Genomic DNA, 18286 nt, shown 5'->3' with positions numbered 1-18286 from the left:
TCGCAGTGCGGCCCGCGACGGCGGGTAACATGGAGTCTGTGCCGTGGCGATAGCGCGGCGGGAGATGGCATTGGCTTACGACGATCTGCGCGACTGGATAAAGAGGCTCGACAAGGCTGGGGAACTGAAACGGATCAAGGTGGAGGTGGACCCGATCCTGGAGATGGCGGAGATCGCCGACCGCACGGCAAAGCTCGGCAAGGGAACGGCGAAGGCGGGTGGGCCGGCGCTGCTGTTCGAGAATGTGAAGGGCTACCCCGGGGCGCGGGTGCTGATGAACCAGTTCGGCAGCCTCGACCGGATGAAATTGGCACTCGAGACTGACTCGCTGGATGCGATCGCCGAGCGGATTCGAGTCCTCATCAAGCCGGTGATGCCGGTGGGAATGCTCGACAAGTTGAAGATGCTCCCGATGCTGGCAGAAATAGGTAGCTTCTTTCCCAAAGTGATCAGCAGCCGCGATGCCGCGTGCAAACAGGTGATCAAGCGGGCGGATCGCGGCGACGTGATCGACCTATTGAGCTTTCCGGTGCTCAAGACGTGGCCGCAGGATGGTGGTCGCTTCATCACGCTGCCCTGCGTCGTGACGAGAGATCCGAAGTCCGGCAAGCGCAATGTCGGCATGTACCGGATGCAGGTCTACGACGGACAGACGACCGGCATGCACTGGCAGCGGCAGAAGGTCGCAGCGGAGCATATGCGCGAGCGTCTCCGCGCGGCTGCGGGAGATGTGGCGGCGGGCGTGGACCTGATGGCGTTGACGGCAGGCGGAACGGCCGCGGCGGTTTCGACCGGTAGTATTCCTTCGGTGGCGCAGGCGAAGATTCGCGGTGAACGGATGGAGGTCGCCGTGGCGATCGGGACCGATCCGGCGACGACGTTTTCGGCGATCGTACCCGCTCCCCCGGATGTCGAGGAGTACCTGATCGCGGGCTTCTTACGGCAGAAGCCGGTGGAACTGGTGAAGTGTGAGACGGTGGATCTCGAAGTGCCTGCGCACGCGGAGATCATTCTTGAGGGTTACGTAGAGCTTGGCGAGCTGCGGACTGAGGGACCGTTCGGCGACCACACCGGCTTCTACACCATGCAGGATGAGTACCCGGTCTTCCACATCACATGCATCACGCATCGCAAGGACCCGGTGTGGGCCGCGACGCTGGTGGGCAAGCCTCCGATGGAGGACGCCTGGATGGGTAAGGCGGTGGAGCGGATCTTCCTGCCGTTGATGCAACTCACCATGCCGGAGATCGTGGATGTAAACCTTCCGGCTGAAGGCGTCTTTCACAACCTGATGATTGTGGCGATAAGAAAGTCTTATGCCGGACAGGCGAGAAAAGTTATGAGCGGTATCTGGGCCATGGGGCAGGCGATGTTCACCAAGTGCGTCATTGTGGTGGACGAAGACTGCGATGTGCAGGACGTGGCGGAAGTCACGCTGCGGGTGGCGAACAACATCGATCCGGAGCGCGACATCCAGTTCACGCTGGGGCCGGTGGACTCGCTCGACCATGCTTCAAGGCTGCCGAACTACGGGAGCAAGATGGGAATCGATGCGACGCGGAAGTGGGCCGCCGAAGGATTTACCAGAGAGTGGCCGCCGATGCTCACCATGGACAAGGAGGTAAAGTCTAAGATTGACGCTATTTGGAAAAAACTGGGGATTGAATGACGCTAGCTGAGCTGTTGAAGCGGTCTGTCTTGTTTTTATGTCTTGGAGTTTCTCTACAAGGAGTTGAAGCGCAGGTGAAGCCGGACGGGCCGGACATCTACGGAGCGAAGAACAAATTCGGCGTGATGGCCGAGTACTCAAACGATTCGAGCCACATCATCCTGGGGCAGTCGGAGAACATCAAGCTGGGGGCTGTGGGCGTGCAGTATCAAAGGCGGCTTTTCGCTACGCGCTACTTTGTCTTTTCATATGCAGCGGAGTTCCGCCCGGTGATACTGGAGAGCATTCCGACGCAGACACTCACAATTACTGAGGTATTCGGAGGGTCGACCATACCGCCCCAGACATTTACGGATTCGCCTTCTCTGACTGCCAGGTGCGTTCCCGGGGATGTCAAATTTAGTCCCCCGGCGGTCCCACCTCCGTACATCTACGCCTCTGAGATCATCACCACGTGCGGCAGGCAAACGAACTTCGCACAAGGGCTGTCGCCGGCCGGGTTCCGAGTGAACTTTCGTCCCCGGCACCGGCTGCAGCCGACCTTCAGCACTCTGGAGGGATATATCTTCTCGACGAAGCCGCTGCCGATAGCTGGTGCCGGATCGTTCAACTTTGCCTTTGAGCTTGGCGCGGGGCTGGAGTATTACCTTGCGCCCAAGCGGTCGGTCCGGCTAGAGTACCAGTTGCAGCATTACTCGAATGGCTACACCGCCGATACGAATCCGGGCGTGGACAGCGGGATCTTCAAGCTGAGCTACAGCTTTGGGCGTTAGGCATTTTCCGTGCAGGTGTTATCGAAGCTGAACTGGACTCTTTCCGAAGACGAGGAGACCGAATCCGGCTGCAAAGACTACGTAGATCAATGTGATCATCAGCAGGATGCCCTGGTGGTCTCCGGCGCTGACCAGACGTACCAGGGCCATCGCGACGGCGAAGAAGTGAAGCAGGTTCCCCAGGGCAACGGGTCGACTGTAGATGCCTCCGATAGCGTTGTCCTTTGCCATCCAGTTAAGGATGGCGAAGCCCAGATAGAGAGCTCCGGCGACCTGTGCAACCAGGGTTGGCATAAAGCCGATTGCGCCTGGGCCAAGGAATTTCTCCGGGGCAAAGGTTGCGATAAGGCCAAGCGTAGCCATGAAGAGGGCGCTGAAAAACAGGAGAATGCGTGAGTTCGACAGTTTCATGCGAGGGCTTTCCTAGTCTTTGTGCGTCGATCTACTCGACTGTTTTGAAGGTCAGAGACTTCAGATTCTGGACCCAGCGCTGAGGGCGGCTGTCGCCGGGGATGACAAGCTTGAAGGCGCCATCTTTGTCGAGATGGGTGCCGTCCAGGGTGTCGGCGACGATGGCCTTTTTGCCGCGAATTGTGGCCAGGGTTTCATAGGTAGAGAGAATGACCTTGTAGCCGTCTGTGCCTTCCGCGACCAGAATGGTCTTGAGCAGGGTATGCTCGTTAGTCTTGGTGAAGGGAAGGCCGAGCTTGTCGAGGAGTGTCGCGATGGTAACGCCGGTGTAGGTCTCGGCGGCCTTGGTGTGGCCGTTGGTGACGGCTACAGTCTCGTGCGGAAGCGTGGCAAACTCTGCAGGGGAGATGGTGATGCTCTTGTCGCCAAGTCTGACGGTGAAGCTGGTGGATGCCACCTTTGGTTTGGCCTCGTGCATGGGCGCCATGATCTCGGGCTTGTTGCCGGGGCCGTCCTGCGCCATTGCGGGGGCGGAGGCGAGCAGCGGCGAGACGATGAGTGCCAGGGCTACGGTTGCGTCCCGCAGGCGGAAGATGCAGAGGTTTTTCATGGTGCCATTTTAGCTTGGCACCGGCACAGGACTGAGCGGGTGCGGTTTATACTTGGGCTATGTCTATCTTGAAGAACGCCGCCGCTATCGCAAAGGGAATGAGCATCACCTTCGGCCAGATGTTCGAGCCGACCGAGGTCGAGAACTACCCGGACGGCAAGGGACCGATGCGCGGGGCGAAGTTCCAGGAGCGTTTCCGCGGCAAACACCAGTTGCAGCGCGATGAGAATGGCCTCGAGAAGTGCGTGGCGTGCTTCCTGTGCGCGGCTGCCTGTCCTTCAAATTGCATCTACATCGAGGCGGCGGAGAACACCGAGACGGTGCGGATTTCAAGCGCGGAGCGCTACGCGAAGGTCTACAACATCGACTACAACCGGTGCATCTTCTGCGGCTATTGTGTGGAAGCCTGCCCGACGGATGCGATCACGCACGGACATGGATTTGAGCTTGCTACGTTGAATGCTACGAACCTGGTGATGCGGAAGGAAGATCTGCTGGTCCAGGTCCAGATGGCTCCAGGTGCGATCGGCTCACAGAGTGACGTGGCGGAGACGCTCGCTTAAAGCGACGCGATTTAGCAGGCGGGGCGGAGGCGGTTGCGTTCGACCATCGAGGCGCTGCAGGTGCAGGTCTTTTGGCGTTTCTCGTTGGGTTCATCGCGAACCAGAATGGTTTTGCCGCAGGCGACGCATTTTAGGATCGTCATGGTCATGGGGCGGTTATAGGCTTCCGCGATGGAGGCTAACAATGGCACTTTGGAAGTAGCACTTCGCGCGGCGGTACCGTTGTGGGCGGGCTTGGTGCTAGGGTCTCGATATGCAGATGCCTGAGTTCTCGCAGGGCGACATCCTCGCGTTCGTAGTGGCAACGGGGTTTGCCGCCGGGCTGAACGTATATGCGACAGCGCTTGCGCTCGGGGCGATGGCGCGGCTGCATTGGATCGAACTGCCGGTCGGCCTGGAGCTGCTGGCGAATACGTGGATACTCTCGGCGAGCGGCGTACTATTCGCGATTGAGGTCGTTGCGGACAAGATTCCAGGGTTCGACCTGATCTGGAATGCGCTGCACACGTTTGTGCGTATTCCAGTGGCAGCTCTGATGGCCTATGCGGCGGGGTCGCAGTTGCCTCCAGCGGCGCATGTGCTGGCTACGTGCATGGGCGCGGGGTTTGCTGCGATTGCGCATGGATCGAAGTCCGCGGCGCGTGTAGCGGTGACTCCGAGCCCGGAGCCAGTATCCAACATCGCGCTAAGCACGGCGGAGGATGCGGGAGCGGTGGGTTTGAGCTGGGTGGCGGTGCATCATCCGATGACCGGCGCGGCGGTTGTGATTGCGCTGGCGGTTGGTGGGATTGGACTGATGTGGTGGGGATACCGGCTGGCCCGAGGCGGTGTGCGCAGGTTGGTTCGACGGCGCACAGCACATTGAGCAAAGGCGGGATGTACGGTAGCATTTGAGTGTTGGAAGGGAGAATTTCGAGATGGAGTCTTCGCACAAGTCCACCCCGTGGTGGGAGAACTACTGGCAGGCATTCGTGATCGCGTTTGGATTGATCTTTCTTACGCTGCTGGTGTCGTTTCACCCGGTGACCTGGTAGTCATCAGGGCGAGTCTAGTTTGAAATAGTAGGGAATGGAAATGGCCTCTCCATGGGAGAGGCCATTTCTATTATGGGCGACGATTACTTGCTGCTGAGCTGGTCGATGCGGAAGCTGGGCTGATGGCCGTCGTTAGTGCCTGTGCGTAGTTCGGCCTTGAGGGTCTCGTGGTACTCGTGGCAGAGGCTGCAGCCGCTTTCGGCATGGCCTGATGAGAGAGCCGGGCCTTGGGGACGGCTCTGGCCGTCGTGGCACTTCTGGCAGACGGCGATGTTGGGCATCAGGTTGTCTTTGCCGCTGGTGCTGGTGAGCGCCGGGGTGTGGCACTCTTCGCACTGGACGGTGTTATGCGCGGTATGGCTGAAGAGCGCGGCGGAGAAGAAGCGCTGCGGGGCGTGAGACGGGGCGATCATCGGAGTCTCGATGGGGGCGGAGGTTTCGAGGCTCGCGTTGAGCAGACGTGCGTTGGAGAAGGTTGGGGCGGCTGCGTTGGGTGCGGCGGCGACCATGCCCGGGAGCGATCCGGCGTTCGAGACGGTGTGGCAGAGAGCGCACTTCTGGCGAAAGAGGATGGTCTCGGCTTTGACCAGCGCGGCCTTGTCTCCTGGTGCGGCTTCGGCCATCTTCACGCGGACGAATTCGAGAGCCTTGGCGGCCTCGGCGTGGGGTGCCTGCTCTTTGACTTTTGTGCTGAAGTCGAGCGAGTGGCAGGACTGGCAGGAACGCTCGAAACTGACGTTGGCCATGCGGCCGGAATGGGCGGTGTCCTTGCCGGCGGGATCTTCGACCTGGTGGCAGTAGGAGCACTGGAGCGTCGTCTTGGTGTTGTTCGGGCCGGTGAGATCTTTCTTCAGGTGGACGGCGTGGTTGTACTTCAGTCCGTATGCGGCGTCGCGAAGTTCCGGTGAAGCGGTGCGGAGGACGCGGAAGTCAGGGTGGCCCTTGGTGAAGCCTTCAATGTTGGTCGCGACGGTGGCGGGAACGTTCTTAACTTCAAGATTGGCGTGGCACTGGGTGCAGCCGGTGACGGGAGCGGCGGCGAGGTGCATGGCTCCAACGTGTTCGACGTGGCAGGTGCTGCATTGTTTGGAGGCGACGGTCTGGTTCGCGTGATGGAGGCCGACGGTGTGACAGCTCTCGCAGGCTGAGCCAGGCACTTTGCGGGCGGAGCCGAATCCTACGGGAAGGAAGCTCGCACCTTCGATAACGGGCTTGTGGCAGGTCTCGCACTTCTGGCCGAAGACGGCGTGCGATGAGGAGATGGGACCAGAGGAGAAGGCCTGTGCGCTGTGGACGGAAGAGGCGATGATCCAGACGACGGCGGCGATGAGAGCAGCGCCGGCCAGCCGCCACTGCCACATGCGGATGGGAGAACCTTTTTTGAAGTAGTTGAGGTCGTGCCGCTTGGCTAGCAGTTTTGTAGTGCGTTTGCGGATTGCCATGCGGTGACCTCCTTTCTTCGAGACAGCTAAAGGCAGCGAGAAGCAGCTAGTAGTGCAGGGCAACTACAGCGTGGATGAAGGCAAGCAATAATAGCGCGGCGGAGATGGGTAGGTGGATCAAGAGCCACCCATGGAGCCAGTGGTGAAGGCGGACCTGGTGGTCGAGCTGGCGCTTCTCGTTGCATATCTCTTCGAGCGCGGAGATCGGCTGCCAAGCGGTCGCGGGGAAGAGTTTGCGATAGTCTTCAAACTCGCGCTCGGCGTTAGCGCGGTGGCGGAGATCCATAGACTTCGAGTCTTTTCCTTCCGCGCGGAGATAGGGTTCGACACGTGACTCGAAGAAGCCATCGAAGGCGGCGACTTCGGCGCTGTACTCGGGGACCTCGACGAGCGTCATGGTGACGGTGGCGCCAGGGCCTCGAGCGGGGGCCAGCATCTGCGTCACGTTGGTCGCGTGTTGGCGGGCTTCCGCTACCAGTTGTTCCCGGATGACGCCAATCTGATCGTAGATGGTCTCGTACGGAACTTCGCGGAACATGCGCGTGGGCAGCGTGTGCTGGAGGTACGCGCCGTATATGCCGCTAAAGACGACGATGAAGGTGAGCGTCATCAGGATGAAGGCGAGGAAGCCGCGGGCGTGGAAGGCGGCGTGGAAGAGCACCATGGGCAGGGCGAGCGTGCCGAGCCAGAGGTGGGCCTTCATCCAGACGCGAGCGGAACCGATGCGGATGATGCGAAAGCGTTTGCGGACGGCGAGCAGCGCCGCGAAGACCATGAACCCGAGAGCAATGACACCGAAGGTAAGGCCGACGGCAGTGCTGCCCGCAGGCGTGGTCATGTTCGCGTAGGGAACATAGATCGCCGTCGACACCGCGAGGAGCGCGATGGAGAACCAAAGCCACGGACGGTGCGTCTCGTCGATGCGCATCTATCTCTTGACCTCTACGGTTGAGCTTAGGGCCGAGTTGATGCCGATGGGCACGCCGGTGTGGATGTCCTGGCCGAGGAGGTTCGAGAAGAACTCGGTCGGATTGACGCGGTGGGCGGCGTCATGGGGGCAGGCGTAGACGCAGCTTGGTTCTTCGAGGTCGTGGCAGAGGTCGCAGGAGGTGGCCTTGCGGACCTTGCCGTGGTCGCCGGCGTCTTTACCGTCGCGATCAAACTCATGCACGGTGATGTTGCCGTAAGGGCAGTTCTTGGCGCAGAGGCCGCAGCCCACGCACCAGTCCTCGATGATGACTTCGAGCGAGTTGCGGCGGCGGATGGAGCCGACTGGGCAGCCCACCATACAGAGCGGATCGCGGCACTGGCGGCAGGATGTGGCGACGAGATACTTGTCGAAGCGGACACCGTCGCGGAGCAGACGTGTAACTCCGTCATGGGCCTCGGCACAGGCTTTGACGCACTGATCGCAGCGAGTGCATTTTTCTAGGTCCAGGATGAGGAGGCTCTGAGCGTCCATCAGGCCCTGGGCGAGGAAGCTGTGCAGTGGCTCGTTGTTGGCGCGCTCATTGGAACGTTTTAGGTTGAAGAGGTTTTCGCGGTCGCGCTGGCGGGCGACGTTCTCGATCTGGATGCGGACCTCGGGGAAGCGGGTCAACATGTCGGCGAAGTCGGGCGCGTAGATCTTTACGACTTCAACGTGATCAAGTGCGGTGCAGGTCGCGGTGCGTGGCACGTCGCGCAGAAGCCCCATCTCGCCGAAGTAGCCGCCGCGCGGAAGGTAGGCGAGGACCATCTCTTCGTCGTTGCGCATCTGGCTGACGCGGACGAAGCCGATACGAACGAGGTAGAAGGAGTCGGCGGGATCGCCTTCGGTGCAGATGACCTGACCGGGAGCGTAGCGGACGAGCTCGACGCGGTCGCGAAGGACATCGATGAAGTCTTCGCTGATGGTCGAGAAGATGGGTACGCTGCGTAGGTGCGTGCCGAGAGCGCGGCCGCGATAGTTGGCTTCGAGCTGGCTGCGGAAGGTCTTGTTCTTCTGCATCACGTCGAGGACGTTGCGCAGCATCTCGAGCATGACGCAGTCGGTCTTGGCGCGGACCGTGGCAGAGCGTGGATAGAAGCTCATGCAGGTCATCTCGCCGAAGAGATCGCCCTGTCCGAGCTGTGCGATGGGATTGTCGTAGGGCAGGTCGACGGGAGCGTCGATGCGGATATGCGTGGGATTTTCGGGGCGTTCCTCGTCGCGCTTGTTGGTCTTGATCGGCATGAGCGCGCTGCGCATCTTGCTGAAGAAACCTTCGGGTTCGCTGGAGGTGGTGACGTGGGCGCGCGGGCTGCCGAGGAAGACATCGACCGTGCCTTCGAGGATGTAGAAGGCGGTCGAGCCGTTGTCGCCTTCGCGAACGATGATCTCGCCGGCGGAGTAGTTGCGGCGGACGACCGCTCCGGCGTTCAGCTCCAGGAAGGTTCCAGAGACGCCTTTGAAGATGGGCAACGCGAGAAGATCTTCAGTCTCGACGGAGAAGGCTTCAACCTTCGGGCCGTTCTCTTCGATGAGCTGTTGAAGGAGGTTCTGGCCGAGGACCTTTTTGTTGGTGAGCGCGCCGGTGGGGCAACTGACCATGCACTCTCCGCAGGTGACGCAGGAGGAGTTGCCCATGGGCTCGTTGGCGTCAAAGGCGATGGTGGTGAAGTAGCCTTTGCCTTGGCGAGCGATGACGTTGTTGTGACGAATCTCAGAGCAGCCGCGGATGCAGCGATCGCAGAGGATGCAGGCCGCGTAGTCGACGTGGATGGCGGGCGAGGTATCGTCCTCGCTCATTACGGGGACGGCGCGCTTCTTGAATCGCACGTCGGGAGGCAACATGCCTGCTGCCGCGGCTTGAGTTTCGAGCTCGCAATCGCCGCTCTGCTGCTGGCGCAGGCAGGGGGACGGATGGTCAGTGAGCATCAGCTCATAGAGCGTCTTGCGGACGGCTTTGATGGGCTCGGTGTTGGTGTGGACGACCATGCCGGGCTCGGCCTTGAAGACGCAAGCGGCCTGTAGGGCGCGCTCGCCGACGTCGCAGAGACAGATGCGGCACGCGCCGACGGGGGTCTGGTTCTGCTGGTGGCACAGAACGGGAATGGTGATGCCGAGTATGCGCGCGGCGTCGAAGACGGAGGTGCCGTGCGGAACGGTGACCTCGCGATCGTCGATCGTGAGCGTCATCATCTCGTGCTGGTGCGGTGTACCAGTCGCGTGCTCGCTCACTGGGCGCTCCGTTGAAGTTCACGCTTTTGCGGGGCACCGTTCGGAAAGCAGATATTCGCGCTGCAGTAACCGTCTTCGAGATGCTGCCGGATAAGTTCCGGGAAGTGCTTGATGACGGACTGAATGGGAGCGGGCGAGATCTGGCCGAGGCCGCAGAGTGATGCCGTGCGGAGGACGTTCGAGAGATCGCGAAGCATGTCTTTATCACCCGCGCCGACGTTGCCGTTCGTCCAGTTTTCGAGGAGATCGACGAGCTTCTGGGTGCCTATGCGACAAGGGGAGCATTTGCCGCAGCTCTCGTTGCGATAGAAGGCGGTCGAGTTCAGAGCCATGTCGAGCATGCAGCCGTGGTCGGCCACAACGACGACGGCACCGGAGCCCACCATGGAGTTGAGCGCCTTCAGCTTGTCCCAGTTCATCTCGATGTCGAGCATGCTTGCCGGAAGATAGCCGGAGGATGGACCGGAAGGGGCGAAGCCGATGACCTCGTGGCCATCTGGCGGGCCGCCTGCGTACTTATAGACCAGGTCGTGATACGAGGTGCCCATGGGAACCTCGAAGACGCCGGGATGTTTGACGTGGCCGGTGACGCCGACGAACTTGATGCCGGGTGAACCGGGCAGACCGGCGTTGTGGTACCAGTCGCCGCCTTTCCCGAGGATGGTGATGGCGTGGCAGAAGGTCTCCACATTGTTGAGAGCCGTAGGCTTACCCCAGACCCCGGAGTTGACCGTGCGCGGCGGCTTGTTGCGCGGCTCGGAGCGATTGCCCTGGATGGCTTCCATGAGTGCCGTCTCCTCGCCGCATATGTAGCCGCCGGGCGAGACAAAGACTTCAAGGTCGAAGTCGATTCCCGTGCCAAGGATGTTCTTGCCGAGTAGTCCCAGGGAGTAGATGTGCTTGAGTTCCTCTTCGAGGACTTCGGTCTGCAGTTCGTACTCGTGGCGGATGTAGAGGTAGCCACGTTGCGCACCTACAATCGCACCGCAGACCATCATGCCTTCAAAGACCATGTGGGGAAGGTACTGCAGGATGAAGCGGTCCTTGATGGTGCCGGGCTCGCTCTCGTCGGCGTTGCACACGACGAACTTTTCTTTGCCCGGAGACTTGCGCGCGCCCTCCCACTTGATGTGAGCCGGGAAGCCAGCGCCGCCCATGCCGCGAAGCTCGCCGGTCTTGAGCTTGCCGAGGGTCTCGTCGAAGTTTTTCTCGGCTAAAAGCTTGCGAAAGATGCTGTAGTGCTCTTCTTCGGTGGCGTAAGGGTCGCATTGGATGGCGAGGCCGCGCTCTTCCGGGCTGCGCGGAGCTGGGCTATGGCCGTATTCGCGCGGAGCCAGTATCTCTTTGTCGACCATCGCCACAACGTCGCGGAAGTTGCAATGTTCCTTGTAGTGCTCGTTGATGCTGACGACGGGAGCGTGATCGCAGCGACCGACGCAGGAGATGTCGCGAACCTGCACGAGGTCGGTCGCGTGGGCGTACTGCAGTTCCAGCGACTTCTTAAGCTGGCGCGAGCCGTTGAGATGGCAGCTCATGTCGTCGCACACGCGGACGTCGACGCGGATCGGCGGCTTCAGGCGGAAGTGCGGATAGAAGCTGGCGACCGTGTGAACGTCCTTGACGCCGACGTTACGGCGCGTTGCGATGCGCTCGATCTCTCGGATGGGAACGAAGCCGATCTGTTCCTGCACGTGGCGCAGGTCTTCGAAGACACCGAGTTTGTTCCGTCCTGGTTCGATGCTGGTCAGGACTTCAGGCATGGCGCTCATCGTGCATACGCTCCAACAGGTTTCGGCGAGGGGGAAATTCTCTTCTGGGCTTGCGGGTCAATTTAGCAGAGAGACGGGTGCGAGTCTACTAACTTAAGTGTTCGTTTCCTATCCATCGTTGCGAGGGAAATGAAAAATAAGTTGGTTGCAATAGGGCGGTGCTCAGGATATAACGGCTGCAACTAAATCAACTTGCGAGGACGGCGCTTGTGCGTTCGCTGAAAAAGATCGGCTTCCTGAGTACGGTGTTCGTGTGGGGCTGGATGTATGCGGCGGGCGTGCAGGCCGGGGCACAGGTTGTGGCTCCGGATCATCTTCATGCGATGTTGAAGGAGTCGGCGAGCGATCCGGTTGCTGTGGGCAAATATGTCGGGCCGGGATCGTGCTCGGCGAGCGCGTGCCACGGTTCTATTTCGCCTAGAAACGCAACCAAAGTTCTGCAGAACGAGTACAGCACCTGGGTGACGGAAGACAGTCATGCCCGGGCTTATGCTTCGTTGACGGGGAGCCTGGGGCGGCAGATGTCGGCGATTCTGAAGATCGGCCCGGCGGAGAAGTCGCAGCGGTGCCTGGTGTGTCACGCGATCAGCGAGCCTGCATCGCATAAGGCGCGCGAGTTCGATAGCTCCGAAGGCGTGAGCTGCGAGAGCTGCCATGGGCCCGCGTCGGAGTGGCTGGGGCCGCATATCCAGCCAACCGCGAAGCATGCCGATATGGTGCGGCTTGGCCTTGTCGACAGCAAGAACCTGACCATCCGCAGCGAGAAGTGCCTGACTTGCCACCTGGGAGCGCCGGGGTTGAAGGTCGATCATGAGTTGATCGCCGCTGGACATCCCGACCTGCGATTTGAGCTGGATTCGTTTACGGCGATCGAGCCGCCACACTGGGTGGAGAAGAACACCGATCCTCTATTCGGGATGCGGGCGTGGGGAATTGGACAGGCTGTCCAGCTGCGGGAGAGCATGTTGCGGGTCTCGCGCGCGGCCAAGAGCGGGCCGTGGCCTGAGTTCAGCGAGATGGATTGCATTACGTGCCACCACTCGCTTACCGGGCCGGAGAGCTGGCGGCAGAAGGAAGGCTACGCGGGACATAGGCCCGGCGATGCGCCGTATAACGTCTCGCGGTACATCGTCTTCCGGAAGTTCGCGGAGGAGATCGATCCTTCGACAAATAACGAGCTGGCAGATGCTACGGCTAAAGTCGCGATGCTGATTACGACGATGAGTCCGGATCGCGAGGCGGTGCAGACAGCGGCGAACCGCGCGGCTGAGCTTTCGAACAAGCTGCTGGGCGAGGTGCAGGCGGCCTCCTACGATCGCGCGCGGACTCAGCGGCTGATCAAGAGCATTGCCAGCGAAGCTGACGCAATCTCGAAGCAGGGCGAGCGGGCGGCGGAACAGGCGGCGATGACCGTGGACTCGCTTTATATCGCGACGGCGAAGGCTGGAGCGACGAATGCGGAGACGCGGTCGGCGATTGATGCGCTGTTTGTTCAGGTGAAGAACCCTTCGGCTTACAACGCACCGATGTTCGCGGAGTCGATGAAGCGGGTGGGGAACTCGGTTCGGTAGGCGGAAGCGATGGAGGTATTCCGATGAACGATATTGTGCGAACGAGTCGTCGTGGATTTCTAGGTGCTTCCCTGGCTGCTGCGGGCGGAATGTTTGCTCCAATGGCTTCCGCTGCAACTTCAAGCGACGGCATCAACGTGCTTGGACCGAAGCCCGGATATACTCCGCAGATAGGGACTCTCGTCTCGATGCTGACCTGGATGCGGCCAGCCGTCACGAGGTACTTGAAGGGGATCACGCAGGCTAATCTCGATGTGCTGCTGGATCCGAAGGCCAACAGCATCGGCGCGTTATTGTTGCACCTCGCGGCTACGGAGCGTCTCTATCAGCTCAATACGTTCGAAGGTGTCACCGACCTCGATCATCTGCCGAAGTCTTATGACGAAACCTGGGGCGCGGCAATGGACCTGGGCGACGCTGGTCGGAAGACGATTAAAGGGCACGACCTGAACTTCTACCTGGATAAATTGCAAGCGACCCGCGAAGTCTCTCTCGCCGAATTTAAGAAGCGGGACGATGCCTGGCTCATGGCGGTCGATGAGAAGTGGGGCTGGGGACCAACCAACAACTACTGCAAATGGTTCCATGTGTGCGAGCACGAGTCGCATCATGCAGGTCAGATCGATCTCCTGCTGAAGCGGCTGCCGGGGGCGAAGGCGGACGGCTGAGCGCTCTTATACCGGCCTCCGCAATCGCGGGTGATCAGTCGGTCGGATTCGGTGGAAATTTCTGATACGTGAGACGGACACTGCGATCGAAGTAATTGTCAGCGCGGATGGCGGTGGGTGCCGCGAAGCCAACCGCTCCACCAGCCGCAGCGAAGTCGTCCTGGTCGACACCGTCGCCTGATACACCAAGACCGCCAACCAGCTTGCCGTTGATATAGAGCGGCGTGCTGCCTGGGAAGAAGACGATCCCGTTCTGGTTGGCGCTCTTCGGCTGCGACCCGTTGGTGCAAGGATTGTTCACGTCGTTGACGAAGAGCGGATAGAAAGGCCCAGGCGCAGTGCCGTCAATACCTTCCGGATAGAACGGCTGCGCGGCGAAGTCGAGGGTACGATTGGTGATCGCAGTTCCCGCAGGTGGGCCGCCGGGGAGATCTGTAGCCACAGGCGTGCCACTGAAGTAGACGACATTGCGGGACTTCGCGACAGCCACATCGACACTGAAGAGCGTTGCATCCGGCATGCGATAGAGAGCAAGGAGCGAGCCGTCGAGATCGGCGACCGCTATGACGAAGCGTGCGCGGACGCCAGCGGGCAACCGGATGGCGGCGCGGGTAAGGTTCCCCGTTGCGACTGCGTTGGCGACGATCTGTTCGACCTGCGCCTGGGTAAGGCCGCCAAGCGTGCTGCCTCGTTCCTCGATGAGGTCGCCTTCGGGGGCAGCGCCGGAGGCTGCGGACGGACCGACGCTGAAGGTGCCTTGCGAGTTGCCGGCAAAATAGCCGTCGGGCATGGTGGTCTGCATAACGAAGGGGAGCGTGACGCCGCCCAGGACGACGGCGCCGGGATAAGGGACGATGGGTGTGAAACCGATGCCGATAGTGCCAACAACGGCGGCGTATTCGACGACGGCGTTATAGTTCGCCGTCGGATACGCAGTGACCACGCCAATTCCGCCAGCGACGTGGTTGTTCTTGAAGATGGGAACTCCGCCGGGGTTGACGGCGTTGGGGTCAGAGTCCAAGAGGTCGGCCTTGCCGGTAAGGATTCCCAGGCCAGGCTGCGTGGGTTGGTTCAGCAGCGTGGGGACGGGCAAGCTCTGTCCGGGGAGATAGGTGGTGTTGAAGCCGCATCCGCGGTTGGTGTTCTCGATTCCGTAGAGTGGTGCGGACTCGGTGTTCATGATGCCCGGAGGAAAATGAATGCCGCTGAGATAACGCACAGTGCGGCTGCCAATCGGGGCCTGGTCGTTCGAAAAGAAGGCGGCGGTGCGAGCAAGCGCGGCGGCGACTTCATCAGCGGGGCGAAGGATGCCGAAGTTCGCCGGAACGAGCGCGTGGGGATCAGCAAAGGTGCTGGAGTAGACGGCGATGATCTGGCCACGGCGGTCGCTGATAGCGATGGTAAGCGGGACGTTGATGGAGCCGGCTGCTGCCTGGACGATATTTTCGACATCAAGTTGTGTGAGCAGATTCGAGAGCGGCGCCACGACCGGCGGCGGAATGGCCTTGGAGTTCGTTCCATTGCCGCAGGAGATGACCGTAAGGCTAAGCGCGAGACATAGCGCGTACGTGGCACGGGTATAGGTGCGGCGATCGAAGGGCAGCGTAGCAGCGCGTCTGCGAGCGGCGCGAATGAGTGTATGACGGATAGGCAAAAAATGGCTCCGTTGGGTCGCACACAGCTTAACCGATCCCAGGCAGGTTGCCCAGCGTTTTTGCACGTGTCGACGGAGTGGGAGAGATTGGCATTGGCCCATTCGTAACTCGTGCCGACGATTGCCGCCTAGTATGATGGGCGCAATCGAATGAAGCATGAGTTGAGCCGGCGCAGGAAGTATTTCAAATTTGTATGGCAGTCCGCGGCGATCGCCGTGGCGGCCTGCGTTGCCGTGTTCTTCGCTTCGAGGTTTACCTCGTTCACCGACCTGGATGCGTGGACCTATGACTTTACTTCGATTACGGGCGGCGACGACTCCGTCTCCAAGGACGTAGTGCTGGTGGACATCGACGAGGAGAGCTTTGCGCGGATTGGGAAGTACCCGATTCCCTGGACCACGGTCGCGGATCTGCTCACGAAGATCGGGGCACAACGGCCGAAGGTTGTCGGGTTGGATATGCTTCTCTCGGAGGCACGGACGCCGGAGGACAACCGCGCGATGCAGACGGCCTTGACCTCGGCGGGGGTGGTGGTTGTGGCGAGCCAGAACTCGGCGGGTGGTCTTCCGCCATTGTTGCCGTTGTTAATGTTCTGTCAGCCGGAGAATGCGAAGGCGGCGTCCGGGTTCTGTACGGAAGGTGCACCGGGGGCTGAAGGGTATGCCGTGATCAACCTGCCGTTCGATCAGGATGGCTATATCCGGCAGATGCATCTCTATTTTGCGGGTCCGCCACGGAGTGAGTCATTTCCGCTCTTCCTGGCGGAGCAGTATGCCGGGGACTCGGTTAGTCAGGCCGATCGCAATGGCCTGACCTTTCTTGGGCGCAGGTTCTACTTTGCTGACTATCGCAATGGCACCGCGTTGATCGGATCGTGGTCACACCAGCCGGTGCCGACGATACCTGCCTGGAAGCTGCTGTCGGGTGCGGTGCCAGCCGATGCGCTGACTGGGAAGCTGGTGCTGATCGGGCAGACGAACGACGCCGCCCGGGACCGCCTGCTGACACCGGTGTTTCGTCATGCGGAGCCGGATGGAACCAGGCTGCGACTGGGTGGGACCGAGATTCTGGGGGCGGCGATACGCAGCCTGCTGGAGGGCAAGGTCGTGCGGCCGGCCATTCCGCTGGTGCGATGGACGGTCGTGTTGATTGTGTGCTGGCTGTCGGCATTCTTGATCCTTGCGCTGCGGACGACCGTGGGGGTGGGCTTTACGTTAGTGCTTGCGGTGCTGCCGAGCGTCCTGTCGGTGTGGCTATATGCGAAGTATCGGTACTGGCTGCCGTTTCTCCCGGTGCAGACCGGGGTGGGACTCGCGCTACCGATGTCGCTCGGGCTGCAGTATGTGCTGGAGCAACTGGTCTCGCACGAGGCGCGCGAGCAGCGCAAGCAGTTGATGAAACTATTCTCAAGCTACGTCGACCCGGCGGTTGCCAGCACAATCTGGGATCGCCGGTCCGAGGTCTCGCTGAGCGGCGAGGAGCGTGTTGCGACGGTGGTGTTCACCGACATTCGAAGCTTTACGAAGATGAGCGCGGGGCGGCCTCCGGCGGAGGTGCTGAGCTGGCTCAATCAGTACCTGACTGCGATGGATATCGTGATCCGTAGGTACGACGGATTCCTGAACAAATTCATCGGTGACGGCCTGATGATCATCTTCGGGTTGCCGTTGAGCCATGGACCGAGTGAAGACGCGAGGCTTGCCGTAGAGGCGTCGCTGGCAATGCTCGAGGCGGTCACGAAACTGAACGAGTTGAACGCGGGAAATCCGGAGATACCGCAGTTGCGTATAGGAATCGGGATGCATACGGGAAGCCTGATGGCTGGTAGTATCGGTTCGGCCAGCCGCCAGGAGTATTCCGTAATTGGATCTACCGTAAACCTGGCTTCCCGTCTTGAAAGCTTGAACAAGCCGTTCAAGACAGAGATACTCATGAGCCAGGCGACGCGCGATATGATTGCCAGGGACTTCGTAGGTGTCAGGTCGCTGGGGATGACAAGTGTCGCAGGGCTTGAGGATCAGATCGAGGTGTTCACGGTCGATCCGCAGCCGAAGATGGAGCCGAAGTACCGGGCCTTGATTGATAAGAACGTGAGGGTACATCAATGAAAACTGTTGGAGAGCTTGCTGCCATGCGCCACCCCATCAAGAACGGAAGAGTTTCCTTGCTGCGCTTGGTTACGACGCAATCGATTGTCGCGGGCGCGATCTGCTGCGTTCTGCTATACGGAGTTGCGGGACAATCACAGAGCCCTCCACCGCCCCCGGCAAAGAGCACGCGCGTGCGCGCCAAGCTCGATGGATTCGATATCGCGCCGACCTCGGGCAAAGCTCCAAACCAGATTGGCGGAGCATCGCGCGATCTTGGCGCGCTGACACTGTATGCGCCAAAGCTGGCCAAGGCCTACACGCTGACGCCAACATTCTTCTGGAGCGCAGAGGACGATCGGGCGGAGTTCACGTTCAAGCTGGCGGCGATGTCGGCGCAGGAGAGCCCAATCTACGTGAAGAAAGTTGCGGGCGGCAAGTTCACCTACCCCTCTGACGCGCCAGCTCTGAAACCCTCCGAAACTTACGTGTGGTCGGTGCAGCCTGAGAATGACCTGATGGGCGGCATGGCCTCCGCTAGCCTGCTCATCGTGGGCGGCAGCAACCGGGATACTGTGGCTAGTGCTCTATCGAGCGCTAAGGTCGTGGCCGATCAGCCTTCACCCGACGCGGCGAAGATCTATGTCGATAATCGGCTTTGGTTCGACGCCCTTTCGGAGTACACGGCATTGATCGAAAAGCATCCTGACATGTCCCAGTATCGAACGGCTCGCGCCCAGTTGTACGATCAACTCCCCGCGACTCAACCGTTGGCGGACGCCGATACGGCAGCAGCAGCCAAAGGACAGAAGTAGCCGAGCACTGCACGGGA

General features: G+C 60.7%; 15 protein-coding genes. 8 read left to right on the top strand and 7 right to left on the bottom strand.

Annotation, left to right across the window (positions count from 1 at the left end):
• Positions 1-70: 70 nt before the first annotated feature.
• A complete protein-coding gene (locus tag HDF16_RS00150; RefSeq protein WP_184214067.1) occupies positions 71-1669 on the top strand; it encodes a UbiD family decarboxylase in 1599 nt (532 codons plus the stop codon).
• Positions 1666-2442, top strand: a complete 777-nt coding sequence (locus HDF16_RS00145; RefSeq protein ID WP_184212999.1) for an acyloxyacyl hydrolase — start codon at positions 1666-1668, stop codon at positions 2440-2442. The genes HDF16_RS00150 and HDF16_RS00145 overlap by 4 nt, the downstream gene beginning before the upstream one ends.
• 18 nt (positions 2443-2460) lie before the next feature.
• On the opposite strand, the gene HDF16_RS00140 is transcribed toward HDF16_RS00145, so the two are convergent.
• Positions 2461-2853, bottom strand: a complete 393-nt coding sequence (locus HDF16_RS00140) for a hypothetical protein (protein ID WP_184212997.1) — start codon at positions 2851-2853, stop codon at positions 2461-2463.
• 31 nt (positions 2854-2884) lie between these two features.
• Positions 2885-3463: a hypothetical protein gene (locus HDF16_RS00135; RefSeq protein ID WP_184212995.1), complete on the bottom strand. Its 579-nt coding sequence runs from the start codon at positions 3461-3463 to the stop codon at positions 2885-2887.
• 59 nt (positions 3464-3522) lie between these two features.
• On the opposite strand from HDF16_RS00135, the gene nuoI reads away from it, so the two are divergent.
• Together nuoI and HDF16_RS00120 are read left to right on the top strand one after the other, a co-directional pair.
• Positions 3523-4026 carry an NADH-quinone oxidoreductase subunit NuoI gene (gene nuoI / locus HDF16_RS00130; protein ID WP_184212993.1) on the top strand — a complete coding sequence of 168 codons (504 nt, stop codon included), beginning with the start codon at positions 3523-3525 and terminating at the stop codon, positions 4024-4026.
• 259 nt (positions 4027-4285) lie between these two features.
• The gene (locus tag HDF16_RS00120; RefSeq protein ID WP_184214066.1) at positions 4286-4891 is read left to right on the top strand and encodes a DUF4126 domain-containing protein; all 606 of its coding nucleotides are present in this window, start codon (positions 4286-4288) and stop codon (positions 4889-4891) included.
• 252 nt (positions 4892-5143) lie between these two features.
• On the opposite strand, the gene HDF16_RS00115 is transcribed toward HDF16_RS00120, so the two are convergent.
• Genes HDF16_RS00115 through HDF16_RS00100 form a run of 4 tightly spaced genes read right to left on the bottom strand, consistent with a single transcriptional unit; the run spans position 5144 to position 11473 of the window.
• A complete protein-coding gene (locus tag HDF16_RS00115; protein WP_184212989.1) occupies positions 5144-6502 on the bottom strand; it encodes a cytochrome c3 family protein in 1359 nt (452 codons plus the stop codon).
• Positions 6503-6548: 46 nt separating this feature from the next.
• Positions 6549-7430 carry a hypothetical protein gene (locus HDF16_RS00110; RefSeq protein WP_184212987.1) on the bottom strand — a complete coding sequence of 294 codons (882 nt, stop codon included), beginning with the start codon at positions 7428-7430 and terminating at the stop codon, positions 6549-6551.
• Complete coding sequence (locus HDF16_RS00105) at positions 7431-9704, bottom strand: cyclic nucleotide-binding domain-containing protein (protein ID WP_184212985.1); 2274 nt, start codon at positions 9702-9704, stop codon at positions 7431-7433.
• Positions 9701-11473 (bottom strand): NADH-ubiquinone oxidoreductase-F iron-sulfur binding region domain-containing protein, encoded by a 1773-nt coding sequence (locus HDF16_RS00100; protein ID WP_184212984.1) that lies wholly within the window; start codon positions 11471-11473, stop codon positions 9701-9703. The genes HDF16_RS00105 and HDF16_RS00100 overlap by 4 nt, the downstream gene beginning before the upstream one ends.
• Positions 11474-11682: 209 nt before the next feature.
• On the opposite strand from HDF16_RS00100, the gene HDF16_RS00095 reads away from it, so the two are divergent.
• A complete protein-coding gene (locus HDF16_RS00095) occupies positions 11683-13044 on the top strand; it encodes a multiheme c-type cytochrome (protein ID WP_184212983.1) in 1362 nt (453 codons plus the stop codon).
• Positions 13045-13067: 23 nt separating this feature from the next.
• Entirely contained in the window at positions 13068-13712 is a 645-nt protein-coding gene (locus HDF16_RS00090; RefSeq protein WP_184212982.1) for a DinB family protein, read from the top strand.
• A 34-nt stretch (positions 13713-13746) separates the two neighbouring features.
• Here HDF16_RS00090 and HDF16_RS00085 read toward each other — a convergent pair whose 3' ends face one another.
• Positions 13747-15366 (bottom strand): GlcG/HbpS family heme-binding protein, encoded by a 1620-nt coding sequence (locus HDF16_RS00085; protein ID WP_184212981.1) that lies wholly within the window; start codon positions 15364-15366, stop codon positions 13747-13749.
• A 150-nt stretch (positions 15367-15516) separates the two neighbouring features.
• Between HDF16_RS00085 and HDF16_RS00080 the strand changes: the two genes are divergently transcribed.
• Entirely contained in the window at positions 15517-17475 is a 1959-nt protein-coding gene (locus tag HDF16_RS00080; RefSeq protein WP_184212980.1) for a CHASE2 domain-containing protein, read from the top strand.
• Positions 17472-18269: a DUF928 domain-containing protein gene (locus tag HDF16_RS00075; RefSeq protein ID WP_184212979.1), complete on the top strand. Its 798-nt coding sequence runs from the start codon at positions 17472-17474 to the stop codon at positions 18267-18269. The genes HDF16_RS00080 and HDF16_RS00075 overlap by 4 nt, the downstream gene beginning before the upstream one ends.
• Positions 18270-18286 lie beyond the last annotated feature (17 nt).

It is taken from the genome of Granulicella aggregans (assembly GCF_014203275.1).
Taxonomy (GTDB): domain Bacteria; phylum Acidobacteriota; class Terriglobia; order Terriglobales; family Acidobacteriaceae; genus Edaphobacter.
Note: the sequence above shows the minus strand (reverse complement) of the source record. Positions and strands in the feature narration are given on the sequence as shown.